This is a genomic window from Ruegeria sp. CH5 (genome assembly GCF_056537025.1).
In genome coordinates this window covers 259,868-273,031 of record NZ_JBQFQT010000004.1, presented here as the reverse complement: position 1 = coordinate 273,031, position 13,164 = coordinate 259,868, and the positions used below count along the sequence as shown (strand labels likewise).

Genomic DNA, 13,164 nt, shown 5'->3' with positions numbered 1-13,164 from the left:
TCCTAGGCGGCAGCGGGCTGCACGGGGCGATTCTCGCGGATTGGGAGGTGCACGATCGCGCTGAAGGCGCCGATGGCCACGCCGATCCACCAGACAACTGTGTAATCGCCATAAAGGTCATACATGCGGCCGCCCAGCCAGATGCCCAGGAAACTGCCGACCTGATGGCTGAAGAAGATGATGCCATACAGCGTGCCCATGTAGCGCAGGCCGTAAAGATGCGCGACGAGGCCCGAGGTCAACGGGATCGTCGCCAGCCACAGTGACCCCATGACCAGCGAGAACAGGATCACGGTCAAAGGCGTGATGGGAAACAGGATGAACGCCGCGGCCGCGATCGTGCGCCCGGTGTAGACTGCTGCCAGAAGGTATTTCTTGGGGAAGTGATTGCCCGCCCATCCGGCCAGAAGGGTGCCTCCGATATTGGCGAGCCCGATCAACGAGATCGCCAGGGCACCCAAGGCAGACGTTGTGGTGATGCCCATCGCATGCAGGACACCGCCGGGTTGGATCGGGCCGCACATCTCGGTCACGAAGGCCGGGAAATGCGCGGTGACGAAGCCCAGTTGATAGCCGCAGCTGAAAAAACCCAAGAATATCAGCGCATAGGACGGGTCGCGGAAGGCGCGGCCCAGGATCTGGCCCATGCTTTCTTCCAATTCGGCCTTGCTGACCTGCGCGGGCGCGCGCATGAAAGGCAGCGTCAGCACAAGGGCCAGAATGGCAATGGCGAAGATGATGAACACCTGCTGCCACGGCAGGAAAGTCAGCATCCATTCAGCCGTTGGCGCACCGATCACTTGCCCGAAGCTGCCCGCCGCTGTCACGATCGCCAGTGACATCGAGCGGTTCTGATCCGTTGAGGCCCGCCCGACCACCGCCAGCACGACGCCAAAGCCCGTGCCCGCGATACCAAAGCCCACCAGCCACGCATAAAGCTGATGCCCGAAGGGCGTGACGGACCAAGCCGACAGAACCATCCCCGCCGCATAGGTCAGCGCACCAAGAATGATCGCCCGCCGGTCGCCCATCTTTTCGGCGATGGCGGCAAAGATCGGCTGGCCGATGCCCCAGGCCAGGTTCTGGATCGCGATGGCCAGCGAAAAATCGGTGCGCAGCCAGCCGAACTCCTCGGCGATCGGAATCTGGAACACTCCGAACGAGGCGCGCACGGCGAAGCTGACCGTGATGATCACGCATCCGACGATCAGCACCGGGTTGAGCAGACGGGCGGTTGGGGTCATGTGGCCTCCGATTTCAGCCCGCCGACAGTATCCGCTTGGGCCCGCTCGTCAATTCAGGAGTTTTGCGGTCACGATTAACCAAAATTGATGCGTGCCGGAGGATGCCTTCTTTTCAACGGCGCGGGCGGGCGCTATGGCTCGGGCCATGACCGACATGATCTCGTTGTACGAGGCCCGCGTTGCCGATGGCACCCTGAACCGCGACGACGCGCAAGAGGCCGTTCTGCCCCAGTTCGAGCGTATCCGGGCGGCTCTGGCCGCGCCGGTGAAACGCGGGCTGTTCCGCAAGGCGCCGCCGCCGCCCAAGGGCTTGTACCTGTGGGGCGGCGTGGGGCGCGGCAAGTCCATGTTGATGGACATGTTCGTCGAAACGCTGGGCGAAGTTCCGGCCCGGCGCGTCCATTTCCATGCCTTCATGCAGGAAATCCACGCCGGCATGCATCAGGCGCGCGAAACCGGCGTGCAGGATGCACTGGCGCCGGTGGCGGCCTCGGTCGTTAAATCCGTGCGCCTGCTGGCCTTTGACGAGATGCAGATCACCGACATCACCGACGCGATGATCGTCGGGCGGCTGTTCGACCTGCTTCATGCGGGGGGCGTCGTCGTTGTGACCACCTCGAACCGTCATCCCGACGACCTGTACAAGGATGGCCTGAACCGGCAGCTGTTCCTGCCCTTCATCCACCACATCAAGCAGCAGCTCGAAGTGTGGGAACTGACGTCGCCCACGGATTACCGGCAAAACCGGCTCGAGGGCTCGCCGGTCTATTTCACGCCCATCGGACCTGAGGCGCGGGAGAAGATCCGGGCCGTGTGGGCCGACCTGTCCGGTGGGCCGGCCGAACCCCTGACCCTGCACGTCAAGGGACGCGAGGTGGTGTTGCCCGCGTTTCGCAATGGTGTGGCACGGGCCTCGTTCTACGATCTGTGCGGCCGGATGCTGGGGCCGGGGGACTATCTGGCCATTGCTGATGCGGTAAAAGTGCTGGTGCTCGAGGACATACCGCGCCTGTCGCGCAACAACTTCAACGAGGCGAAGCGGTTCGTCACGTTGATCGATGCGCTGTATGAGGCGAAGGTGAGGTTGATCTGTTCAGCGGCCGCCGAGCCTGAGATGCTGTATGTCGAGGGGGAAGGTGTTTTCGAGTTCGAGCGCACAGCCTCGCGCCTGCGGGAGATGCAGGCACAGGACTGGGGACAATAGCGAGCGTTGCCTCCAGCGTAGCTGTGACTCAATGAATGGTCAGCCGTTTTCGCGCAGGATGTTGCCCGCGAGGTAGAGCGAGCCGCAGATCAGCACGCGCGCCTGTGGGTCGGCTTTGATGATGGTGTCGAGGGCTTGGGACACACTGCTGGCGGTCGTCGCGGGCAGGTTCACCGATTTGGCGGCGGCGGCGGTTTCTTCGGCGCTCAGCGTGTTGGTCTCGCCCGGTATGGAAACGGCGGTCAGGCTGGCAGCTTTCTGGGCCAGTGGGGAGAGGTAGCCGGTTACGTCCTTGGTGTTGAGCATGCCGCAAATCAGGTGTGTGGGTCGCGGGGGCAGCTTGGCCAAGACGTCCGCCAACGCGACGCCGGCGGCGGCGTTGTGGCCGCCGTCCAGCCAGAGTTCGGCCTGGGGCGCCTGTTCGACGAGCGGGCCGGTCTTCAGGCGCTGCATCCGGGCGGGCCATTCGGCGCGGGTGACTGCGGCCTCATAGGCGGCATCGCCCAGGTTGAGATGGCGCAGGACCGCCAGTGCGGCGCCGGCGTTCTGGATCTGGTGGGCGCCCAGCAGGTTTGGCAGCGGCAGATCGCGCAGCCCGGTTTCGTCCTGATAGATCAGGCGGCCATGTTCCTCGTGGACGTGCCAGTGCTGTCCGTGGGCCAGCAAGGGTGCGCCGAGGCGGGCGGCGGTGGCCTCGATGACCTCCATCGCCTCTTCCGGCTGCGGGCCGACGATGCAGGGCACGCCGCGCTTGATGATGCCGGCCTTTTCGGCGGCGATCTTGGCCAGCGTGTTGCCCAGGAACTGTTCATGGTCGATCGAGACCGGGGTGATGACCGTGACCGCGGGCTTTACGATCACGTTGGTGGCGTCGAGCCGCCCACCAAGCCCCACCTCGAGCAGCGTGTAGTCGGCGGGCACGCGGGAAAAGGCCAGCAGGGCCGCGCAGGTGGTGATCTCGAAATAGGTGATGTTCTCGCCGCCATTGGCGGTGTAGCACTCATCCAGAACGGCGGTCAGGTCGGGTTCAGAGATCAGCTTGCCCGCCAGGCGGATGCGCTCGTGAAAGCGTGCCAGATGCGGCGAGGTGTATGCATGGGCCGTCAGCCCGGCCCCTTCCAGCCCGGCACGGATCATCGCCTGGGTCGAGCCCTTGCCGTTGGTGCCGGCGATGTGGATCACCGGCGGCAGCTTGTCCTGCGGATTACCCAAAGCTTCGAGCAGACGCCAGACACGGTCCAAGGTCAGGTCGATGATCTTGGGGTGCAGCGCCATCATCCGATCAAGGATGATGTCGGATGTAGGCGCGGTCATTTCTTGGGCTGGTCTTCGGCAGGCTGGGCCTGCGCGTCAGGCTGTTCGGCTTCGCCCCCTTTCGGGGCGGGCAGATCGCCTTTGACCGCCGGGGGCAGACCCATCAGCATCCGGGTGATGGTGATCAGCTCGTCCCGCAACTCGGTCCGTTTGGTGACGCGGTCCAGCATGCCGTGATCCAGCAGGTATTCGGCGCGCTGGAAGCCGTCGGGCAGTTTCTCACGGATCGTCTGCTCGATCACGCGGGGGCCGGCGAAACAGATCAGCGCGTTCGGCTCGGCAATATGCACGTCGCCCAGCATCGCATAGGACGCCGTCACACCGCCGGTAGTGGGATGGGTCAGAACGACGATATAGGGCAGGCCCGCCTCTTTCAGCATCTCCACCGCGACGGTAGTGCGCGGCATCTGCATCAGGCTGAGGATGCCTTCTTGCATCCGGGCGCCGCCGGCGGCGGAGAACAGGATCAACGGGCGCTTGAGCTTTACCGCCTCTTGTGCGGCGGCGATGATGGCGTTGCCCACATACATACCCATCGAACCGCCCATGAACGAGAAATCCTGCGCCGCGGCCACGATCGGCGTGCGGCCGATCTCGCCGGTGGCAACCAGCATCGCTTCTTTCTCGCCGGTCTTTTTCTGCGCTGCCTTCATGCGGTCGGGGTATTTCTTCTGATCGCGGAACTGCAGCGGGTCTTCCTTGGGCGCGGGCACTGCGACTTCGGTGAAAATACCGCCGTCGAACAGGTGCTTGAACCGCTCGCGCGGGGTGATCAGCATGTGGTGTCCGCACTGGGTACAAACGTTCTGGTTGTCCGCCAGTTCACGGTGGAACAGCATCGTTCCGCACTCGTCGCATTTGTGCCAGAGATTCTCGGGCACCTCACGGCGGGAGAAGATCGAGTTGATCCGGGGGCGGACGTAGTTTGTGATCCAGTTCATGTCGGAACCTTGCTGATGCGGGTTGCAGTCAAATAAGACGCTACGGAAGGAAATGCAATCAGCGCCTGAGCGCAAGTCGCGCAACCAGCCAGCTGACGATCATCACCGCGAAATCCACGACAAGCCACTGGCGCAGGATACCGGTGTCCGATGTTTCGAACGGAAGATGATAGAGGGCCAGCCCACCCAGGCCGTCAGGCAACGATACGATCAGCAGAGCCGTTACATTGTTGGCAAAATGCATGGCGATTGCGGGTCCCAGCGTTCCTGCTCTGGCGGTGATGTCGGCACTAAGCAGGCCAAAGACAAAGGCCCAACCTGCGATCAGGATCGCATTGTCACCGGCCGCAAGTGGTGCGTAGTGCCCGGCTGCAAAAATCAGGGAGGGTACACCCATCCAAATCCACGGGGCCCTGAACCGCGCGGCCAGCGATTGTTGCAGGAACCCGCGGAATAGAATCTCTTCGGCGCTGACCTGTATAAGGACAGCCACTAGCGCCAGCGGCAACAGCAGCAGCCACCTGAAAACCGGCAGGTTTGGCTCCAACGGCGGTCCCATATCGTATGGCGGCAGAACAAAAAGCAAGGCGCCCAACACGACCAGCGCCCGCAAAACCCGCCAGAATTGCCGTGCAGTCAGAATCGGCGGCCCGACCACGGAGATCAGTTTCCGGTGCTGCACCTGTCGTACGGCCAATCCGACGCCTAATGTGGCAAAGGCGAAACTGGAAAGGATGACCAGCAGCGCCAGGGCCGATGACCCGTCTTCGAAACCGGACACCAGTTCGGCCGAACCAAAGGCGGTTACAGCGGCCAGGAGAACCAGATTCAGTGCCAGCACGACGACCGTGATGATCGCGAACCCCAGCAGCAGCCGCCAGAGTTCGGGAAAAGCCCTGGTCGGCGCCACCAGGATTTCGTGCGGGGCATAGGCCGGGTGTGGCTGCGGGTCACGCATTCTTAACCGCCCGCCCCGGTCTCGGCTTCGGGTGTCAACGGGGTGTTCGACAGCAGCAGTCGTTCTGAGACGGTTGTCAGATACCCGGCAACCGTTTCCAGAAGGCGCATCGAAACAGCCGCGTCACCTTCTACCACGGCGCGCAGCTCTTCCGCGCCGATCCGCAGGAACGAACAGTCGGTCATAGCAACGAGGTCAAGTTGCCGAGGCGCGCCGGTGATGATCGACAGGTCTCCGATCAGGCGGCCTGGCTCGACGATGGAGATGTTGCGCTTTTCGCCGTCCGGCATCGTCCATTCCAGGCTCGCCTGTCCGGAGATGCACAGATAAGCTGCGTCGGGCGTTTGCCCGCGTGAGAATATGGTCTGCCCCGCCGCGGCGTCGTACCATTGCGCCGAAAAGGCCAGCAGACGCTGGTGCTTTCCGTCAAGCCTCGAAAACAGTTCGGTTGCCGAAATGATCTTGAGTTTTCGGCTGAAGTCTTCGGGTTGTTCGTCATCCGCCTCGGCCTTGGAACGCGATACACCGTCGATTCGGCCGTCCTTGATTTCTACGTACATGTCATAGGCTTCGGGATGGCCAAAATGATCTTCCATGAAAATCATGACCGAGTCGGGCAGCAACTCACGCAGCTTGAGGCGCGTGCGCAGACGGCTTTCCGAATCGTGGCTGGCAAGGACCTTGTCCAGGATCAGGATGTCGGGCCGCTTGATGGCTGCCCGTGAAAACGCGGCGCGTTCCTGGAAAACCGTGGGCAAGTTGGCCCCGCCAAGACCGGTCGGCAGATCGTAGATGATAGCCGCCAATCGACGAGTCAGCCCTGCCTCGATCAGGACTTCGGCTACGGCATCCTCGATTTCTTCGGCATGTGCCCCAGCCATCAGCGACACGCGGCCATACAGGGCATTTTCCATGACGGTCAGGCGCGGAACATAGGTTTCGGGTGCCACGGGAATGAACAGCCCGTCGAAAGATGCATGCAGATTTGGGGCCTGCGTGCGCCGGATCGACAGGATCTTTTCCTTGTATTCCTCGGGGAAACTGGGGCCGATCTGTTCGGCGGTCAGCATGAACGGTACCGTCAGCAACAGTGCCATTTCACGTTCGGACAGGGTTGCCTCACCTTTCGACATGCGGCGTTCGTCGATGTCGAGCAGTCGGTGGTACATGTCCTTGGACATGCCCAAGCGCAGGAACAGCGGGTGATCCGTCCCTTCGCGGCCGAATGTTTTGCGCAGCGTGCTGAGAACCGCCGTCGCGATGCTCTTGGCATCCTTATCCAGATCATGGGCCCTTAGCATGGCAAGAAAACGAGCGTCCCCGGCAAGGATGTCCGGTGAGATGTTGCGCGACGGTGAGGCAAACAGAAGGTTGCCCCCCAAAGGTACGGCCGGGTTGAACCGGTCCGGATCGAACCGGTAAACGTATTTGTCCAAGCCCTTTTCCTTGAGACGCGCTGCAACCTTATCGCGCGCATCCACGATCGCCTTGGCCAGATGGGGGTGCAATTCGGGATCGAATTGCGACCGTAACGTACGCCGGAACATGAACTCGTCGATGCCCATCGCCTCGACCAGTTCGAACCACCAATCGCGGATCTCGTCGATGCTCTGCAGCCCGGCAAGGCGTGGGTCGACCCATTCGTCCTCCAGCAGGTCCGGTGAGTTGCCGGCGCGCACGGCTTCGACCTGATAACGTGATGGGGCCTTCAGAGCCTCGGCCTCGTGGTGGGGATGGGGACGCAAAGGCATCAGCAGGTTGTCACCAAGCGTGCCGTTGAACAAGTAGGGTCGCGAGTGGGCATAGCCGACACGGGCGGCGATCACCGCCTGATGGAGTTCCCGAAGGTTGTGGCCAGACAGAAGGACCTCGCCCTGAACAGGCAGGATCTCGCGGATCAGCAACTGGGCCAGCGCCTGTCTTTCCGAGTCGTGCGAGGCCTTGATGGCGACCCGAGCGCCCTTTGGGATCGTCAGGTCGATGTCTTCAAGGATCAACTTGCCGTCTTCGTCACGCACCGTGACATTGCGCAATTCGATGTCGCCTTGCAGGTGCGGGATGCTCTCCGGTTCGCCATAGAACAGTTCTTCGGGGATCATGTTCTCGGGTGCAAACCGTTCGGTGACGACCTGCCAGCGCAACGACATGTCCTGAACCTGATTGTAATAGGTCAGCAGATCGCGCCAAGGGCCACTGAGGTCCTTGTACGCCCCCAGCGCCGCAACCAGCGCACCGACTGTCACTTCGCCCGTGATAGCGAGATAGCCACCGACCGAATAGAACAGGAACGGCGTCATCTGCGTGATCAGGTTGTTGAGGAACTTCATGAAGAATTTCTTGTTGTAGATCCGGACCCGGATATCGAACAAGGTTCCCAGACGATGACTGAACTGCGCCAGCCGATAGCGCCAACCACCGTTCGCGCGCAGGTCGCTGATACCGGCGGCGGTTTCGCCGATCTCGGTGCTCAGGTGACGGATCTCCTGAATACGGTCCTTGTTCAAAAGGTTGATCTGACGCTGCAGGCGCGGGATCAGCCAGGCTTGCAGCGGGATCAGCGCGATCGAGGCCAGCCCGAACCAGACGCTCTGCATGAACAAGAAAGTGACAATCGTCATCATCTGACCGAACTGAAAAACCGGCTGGGCGATCGCGTCGCCCATCAGTCCACCCATCGGTTCCGCTTCGGACGATATCATCGACACCAGCTCGCCCTGGCTTGTGGTCGAGAAATACGGTTTGGGGAAGCGCAGCATCCGGCTGATCAGGGTGAATCTGAGCCGACGCAACATGCGTTCGGCCAGGATCCCCTTCATGGTGTTGATGCGCATCTTCATGAGGCCGCCAGCCAGGACGGTTCCCAAGAACGCAAAACACAGGATCAGCAGGTATTGGACCTGGGTCACCTTCGTGCCGAACAGCGTTACCGTGTTTCCGGTCGCGCCGATGGCGTCGTTGATGATCTGCTTGGGCAATTCAAGCGAGGCATAGAGAAACGGAAACGAAAGTACGGTCAACAGCAGAAGAATGAACTGCTGTTTCTTGGAATGTTTCCAGATGAACGCGAATAGGGTGGGTTCCATGCCCCGGCCTCGTCTTGTTTTTTGGACTGCGGCCCGTTGCGGAGGATCCACGGCGACCGGGTGACTGACGGTAAGCTTTGCCCCGTGCTATTTCAAGAACGTGCCCCGGCGTGATCTTGCAAAAATCCGGCCGGCACGACCGGCGTCGTTCACAATTCGGAAATTTTGCAGTGCTATCTGTCGAAGGCGGGTTTATTCCGCCCGCGGAATCCGACTAAAGAGGTGCAGTTTCAAGCACTGGGCACATGAGCAGACTTCTGGATCGGTATTTCAGCCGCAAGGCAGTTGGGCACTGGAAACGGACGGCGCAGAACGCGCCGCACGAAGACCTGCCCCTGCTTCGCCAGCAGCGTGATCAGGCGCGAGTGCTTCGCGCCCAACTTGATCGGCTGATTCAGATTGCGGACGGGCGCCTGACCCGCCCGCATATCGGCACCCAGAATTTCCCCAGACCGCTTGGCACGGATTGGGCCTGGCGCCCGGATTTGTGGGGCAGCCCCCTGCCCGTTACGGGCCTGGTATCATTGTCTCGCAAGGCGCAACTTGATGACAGCGTGGCGCTTTTCCATGACTGTCCGCTGGCCGAGATTGCAGTCCGGCAAATGCGCAACAGCGGGGAAAAGGACCTGGCGCCTTTCAGCCTGGCGATCGACGTATTCAGCTTTCAAGGCTCGTTCCTCTCCGTGTCTGTCGAACTTCCGGGCAGCGCCGCCGAGGGTCTGACGCGGCAACACCTGGTCCGGACCCATGTGACGGTCGACAGTGAACGCCCGGCCGAGGTCTTTGCCAGGCTGAATATCCAGAATGGACCGAATACCGAGCAGGTGCTGCGAAAGCTGGAACCGAAAGATGCGACATCCGACATCGATTTTGATCTTGCGCATCTGTCCTTGAACGAACGTCGCATCGAGAAGATGTGGCTGGACCTTATCATCCAGGATCCTGGTATGAACCGTGTGGTGCTGCGGGATTTGACCCTGTGCCGCCATCATCGCGCTGACTTGTGAAAGGAAAGGCCATGGTGGAAACAAAACTCGTCCCGATCCGGTTCGAAGACGGCGTATGGGAAGGCCACTTTTCAGGAAGTACCGCACCCCAACTTGAAGCCCGGTACCGGGATCAGGTCCTGCAAGGTATCGAGGTTTCCGAGGCCGAAGGTGGCTGGCATGTTCGGGTTCCCGTACCAACGGTCCTGTTGTCCGAAGGTGTCCACAGTGTGATTATCCTCGACAGCGCTTCACAGGAAAAAGTGGGCGACATCACCGTAATCGCGGGCGCGCCGGCCGTAGGCGATATCCGAGCCGAGATGGACCTGCTGCGCGCCGAACTTGATCTTCTGAAGCGCGTGGTGCGTCGGTTGAGCGCTGGTCAGGGTTGATCGGCCAAAAGCCTGCAGGATCTACGTAATCGAAACCTGCTTGGACGCATTCCTATCTTTTTTGCTGAATTCATGCATGATTGAGCCGCCAAGGAAACTCAGGGGGCCGAATGGAACGTGACAGCATTATCAAGGTCATAGCGCTGATGGTAACGGCGTTTGGCATCGGCATAGACTTTACCGGTGCGCTGATGCTGGTTCCGGCGATCGAAAACTCGTTTGATGCCGATATCACGAGTACTCAGTGGGTGTTGAACATCTACGCGCTGTTCTTCGCCATGACGATGGTCGCAGGCGGCCGGCTGGGCGATATGTACGGTCATCGCAAGATCATGATCATCGGATTGTCGCTGTTTCTTTTCGCCTCGGTCATGTGTTTCGTATCTCCCAGCCTTGATTTCCTGATCGGCGCACGCGCGCTTCAAGGTATCGGCGCGGGATGCGTGTGGCCGTGCACGCTGGCCTTCGGGGCAACGAGGGTATCCCGTGAGGAACACCGTGCGATGGTCATGGGGTTGATCCTTGCCGGTGTCACGACGGGCAACGTATTTGGTCCGATGATCAGCGGGTTTGTCGTCAATCTTGGGGATTGGCGCCTGTTCTTTCTGGCGAATGTCGTCTTCTCGTGCATCTCGATGGCCACGGCAGTCCTGCTGATGCAGCGTGACAAGACCCACAAGACGGGTGAGCACATCGACTTTGCCGGAATGGGTGTCCTTTCTTTTGCTGTCCTGCTGCTGCTGTACGCGCTTGATGTCGGGTCGGACTGGGGCTGGCTGTCGGTTCCGCTGATGTTTCTGTTTTTCCTCAGCGCGTCGCTGTTTCTGTTGTTCCCACGCGTGGAAAAACGGGTGAAAGAACCGCTATTGCTGCCGCAGATGATGCAAAATCCGCAATTTCGCATCACCTTGGGGCTGAACATGTTCAACGTCTCGGCGGCCTTTGTGGGATTGCTGTATTTTCCGCAATATATGCAAAAGGTTCTTGGTTGGTCAGTGTTTGAATCCGCTCTGGGCCTTGCACCGCTGACCGTTCTTTTGGCGGTCGGGTCGATCGTCTCTGGCACCTTGTACAATGATTTCGGACCCAAGCGCCTGCTGTTCTGGGGGTATCTCTGCGCTACGATAGGCGCGGCCAGTGTCGTCGTGATGCCGGCCGGGCTGGGGTATTTCCATATTCTTCCGGGGATGGCTCTGATCGGGTTGGGAGCGACACTGACGGTTGGCCCGTCGGGTACCGCCGCCGTTTGCGCCGTTAAGCCCGAACGCGCCGGCCTGGTTGGCGGTCTGAGCTTCATGGTGCACTTGGTCTATGGCGCCATTTCGGTCGCCTGCGCGACGGCCATCATGTACATGGTCAGTCTGTCCAGCTTCCGCGAACACCTTGCCAAGGCCGGCATCGACATGTCCCTGGCCGATCAAAAAGCCATCAATGGCGGTACTTTGACGACCAAGACCGCGCAGGCTGTCATGCAGAAATTCAGCGCGGCCGAGGCCGAAAAGATCAAATCCGCGTTGTCGATGGCTTTTGACAGCGGGATGGACATGGCTTTTGTCTTTTCAACGCTGTCGGTGTCGATCGGCCTGGTTCTGGCGCTGATGCTGGACGAAAAGAAACTGCACAAAATCGAGAGCTGAGCCAAAAGAAAAGGCCGCGGAAAACCGCGGCCCTTCGGTCACTGTTTGCGCAGCTTACTGCGATGCCCGCTCTGTCGGATTGAAGGCGGACAGGCCTTTGAGAATGTCGATCGCATAGGCCAACTGGTAGTCTTCGTTGCGCAGTTCGGCGGTTTCTTCCGCTTTGGTGCGGTCTTCCTCAATCTGGCGGATTTCATCCTCAGTCAAGCTGTCATTGTTCAGGCTGCCCCGCAGGTCGGCCTCGGACCGGGTGCGGGCGTTGCTTTCTTCCTCTTCTTCAGCCTCGGGGCGGACGCGGGGCTGTTCCACGATGATGTCGGGGCTGACACCCAAAGCCTGGATCGACCGACCCGACGGGGTGTAGTAGCGCGAGGTGGTCAGACGCATCGCCCCGTCGCCACGCAGCGGCATCACGGTCTGAACCGATCCTTTGCCGAAGCTTTTGGTGCCGACGACGATCGCGCGGTGGTGATCCTTCAATGCACCGGCAACAATTTCGGATGCCGAGGCCGATCCGCCGTTGATCAGCACTACGATCGGCTTGCCTTGGGCAAGATCACCCGGGGTTGCGTTGAACCGTTCACCATCTTCGGGATTGCGCCCACGGGTCGAGACGATCTCGCCCTCGTTCAGGAATGCGTCCGATACCTTGATGGCTTGGGTCAACAGCCCGCCGGGGTTGTTGCGCAGGTCCAGAACAAAGCCGTTCACCTTGTCGATGCCGCCAGCTTCGGCGATCTGCTTTTCCATCCCCTCTTTCAGGTTCGGGAAGGTCTGATCGTTGAAGGTGGTCACACGAAGCACCACGCTGGTGCCTTCGGTGCGGGCGCGAACGGCGGTCAGTTTGATCGTGTCGCGGATGATGGTCACATCGAATGGGTCGGGTTCGCCTTCCCGCACGACGGTGATCACGATTTCCGAACCGACCGGGCCGCGCATCAGGTCGACGGCCTTGTCCAGCGTCAGGCCCAGGATGCTTTCGCCGTCCACATGGGTAATGAAATCGCCGGCCTCGATGCCCGCTTCGTCCGCAGGCGTGCCGTCAATTGGCGAGACGACTTTGACGAACCCATCCTCTTGGGTGACCTCGATGCCCAGCCCACCGAATTCACCGCGCGTCTGCACGCGCATCTGCTCAGCGTCGTCCGGGGAAAGATAGCTTGAATGCGGATCCAGCGACGTCAACATGCCGTCGATCGCAGCCTCGATCAGTTCTTCGGGGGCGACTTCCTCAACATACTGGGCGCGGATCCGTTCGAAGATGTCTCCGAACAGGTCAAGTTGTTCATAGACTCCGGCCTTGTTTTCGGCCTCTTGCGCCAGCAGTGGCCCAGCGATCTGGGTGGTCGCAATAATCCCTGCCACGGTGCCGGCCAGACCGGCCATCACAAATCTCTTCATACTC

At 60.7% G+C, this 13,164-nt stretch carries 10 protein-coding genes; 4 read left to right on the top strand and 6 right to left on the bottom strand.

All coding sequences use genetic code 11. The features are described from left to right. Positions 1-2: 2 nt before the first annotated feature. Positions 3-1,244 carry an MFS transporter gene (locus ACR0JC_RS14250; protein WP_170341519.1) on the bottom strand — a complete coding sequence of 414 codons (1,242 nt, stop codon included), beginning with the start codon at positions 1,242-1,244 and terminating at the stop codon, positions 3-5. 145 nt (positions 1,245-1,389) lie between these two features. Here ACR0JC_RS14250 and zapE point away from each other — a divergent pair, with 145 nt between their 5' ends. Further along, positions 1,390-2,448: a cell division protein ZapE gene (gene zapE / locus ACR0JC_RS14245; protein ID WP_170341516.1), complete on the top strand. Its 1,059-nt coding sequence runs from the start codon at positions 1,390-1,392 to the stop codon at positions 2,446-2,448. 39 nt (positions 2,449-2,487) lie between these two features. Here the strand turns inward: zapE and ACR0JC_RS14240 are convergent, their stop codons facing one another. Genes ACR0JC_RS14240 through ACR0JC_RS14225 form a run of 4 tightly spaced genes read right to left on the bottom strand, consistent with a single transcriptional unit; the run spans position 2,488 to position 8,744 of the window. Continuing rightward, entirely contained in the window at positions 2,488-3,762 is a 1,275-nt protein-coding gene (locus tag ACR0JC_RS14240) for a bifunctional folylpolyglutamate synthase/dihydrofolate synthase (protein WP_170341513.1), read from the bottom strand. Next, positions 3,759-4,703: an acetyl-CoA carboxylase, carboxyltransferase subunit beta gene (gene accD / locus ACR0JC_RS14235; protein WP_170341511.1), complete on the bottom strand. Its 945-nt coding sequence runs from the start codon at positions 4,701-4,703 to the stop codon at positions 3,759-3,761. The genes ACR0JC_RS14240 and accD overlap by 4 nt, the downstream gene beginning before the upstream one ends. A 58-nt stretch (positions 4,704-4,761) precedes the next feature. Beyond that, entirely contained in the window at positions 4,762-5,661 is a 900-nt protein-coding gene (locus ACR0JC_RS14230) for a CPBP family intramembrane glutamic endopeptidase (protein WP_170341508.1), read from the bottom strand. Positions 5,662-5,663: 2 nt separating this feature from the next. Beyond that, complete coding sequence (locus tag ACR0JC_RS14225; protein ID WP_170341504.1) at positions 5,664-8,744, bottom strand: ABC transporter transmembrane domain-containing protein; 3,081 nt, start codon at positions 8,742-8,744, stop codon at positions 5,664-5,666. A gap of 245 nt (positions 8,745-8,989) precedes the next feature. On the opposite strand from ACR0JC_RS14225, the gene ACR0JC_RS14220 reads away from it, so the two are divergent. The 3 genes from ACR0JC_RS14220 to ACR0JC_RS14210 all read left to right on the top strand — a co-directional run bounded on the left by ACR0JC_RS14220 (position 8,990) and on the right by ACR0JC_RS14210 (position 11,759). After that, the gene (locus ACR0JC_RS14220; protein WP_170341501.1) at positions 8,990-9,751 is read left to right on the top strand and encodes a DUF6478 family protein; all 762 of its coding nucleotides are present in this window, start codon (positions 8,990-8,992) and stop codon (positions 9,749-9,751) included. Between the two features lie 11 nt (positions 9,752-9,762). Beyond that, positions 9,763-10,122 (top strand): hypothetical protein, encoded by a 360-nt coding sequence (locus tag ACR0JC_RS14215; protein WP_170341499.1) that lies wholly within the window; start codon positions 9,763-9,765, stop codon positions 10,120-10,122. Positions 10,123-10,232: 110 nt separating this feature from the next. Next, positions 10,233-11,759 carry an MFS transporter gene (locus ACR0JC_RS14210; protein ID WP_170341497.1) on the top strand — a complete coding sequence of 509 codons (1,527 nt, stop codon included), beginning with the start codon at positions 10,233-10,235 and terminating at the stop codon, positions 11,757-11,759. 54 nt (positions 11,760-11,813) lie between these two features. Here ACR0JC_RS14210 and ACR0JC_RS14205 read toward each other — a convergent pair whose 3' ends face one another. Beyond that, positions 11,814-13,160, bottom strand: a complete 1,347-nt coding sequence (locus ACR0JC_RS14205) for a S41 family peptidase (RefSeq protein WP_170341494.1) — start codon at positions 13,158-13,160, stop codon at positions 11,814-11,816. Positions 13,161-13,164: the final 4 nt, after the last annotated feature.

Coding starts and splice junctions, on each gene's coding strand:
- ACR0JC_RS14230 (WP_170341508.1), bottom strand. CDS start 5,661: ATGCGTGACCCGCAGCCACACCCGGCCTATGCCCCGCACGAAATCCTG.
- ACR0JC_RS14225 (WP_170341504.1), bottom strand. CDS start 8,744: ATGGAACCCACCCTATTCGCGTTCATCTGGAAACATTCCAAGAAACAG.
- ACR0JC_RS14240 (WP_170341513.1), bottom strand. CDS start 3,762: ATGACCGCGCCTACATCCGACATCATCCTTGATCGGATGATGGCGCTG.
- ACR0JC_RS14220 (WP_170341501.1), top strand. CDS start 8,990: ATGAGCAGACTTCTGGATCGGTATTTCAGCCGCAAGGCAGTTGGGCAC.
- accD (WP_170341511.1), bottom strand. CDS start 4,703: ATGAACTGGATCACAAACTACGTCCGCCCCCGGATCAACTCGATCTTC.
- ACR0JC_RS14215 (WP_170341499.1), top strand. CDS start 9,763: ATGGTGGAAACAAAACTCGTCCCGATCCGGTTCGAAGACGGCGTATGG.
- ACR0JC_RS14205 (WP_170341494.1), bottom strand. CDS start 13,160: ATGAAGAGATTTGTGATGGCCGGTCTGGCCGGCACCGTGGCAGGGATT.
- ACR0JC_RS14250 (WP_170341519.1), bottom strand. CDS start 1,244: ATGACCCCAACCGCCCGTCTGCTCAACCCGGTGCTGATCGTCGGATGC.
- ACR0JC_RS14210 (WP_170341497.1), top strand. CDS start 10,233: ATGGAACGTGACAGCATTATCAAGGTCATAGCGCTGATGGTAACGGCG.
- zapE (WP_170341516.1), top strand. CDS start 1,390: ATGACCGACATGATCTCGTTGTACGAGGCCCGCGTTGCCGATGGCACC.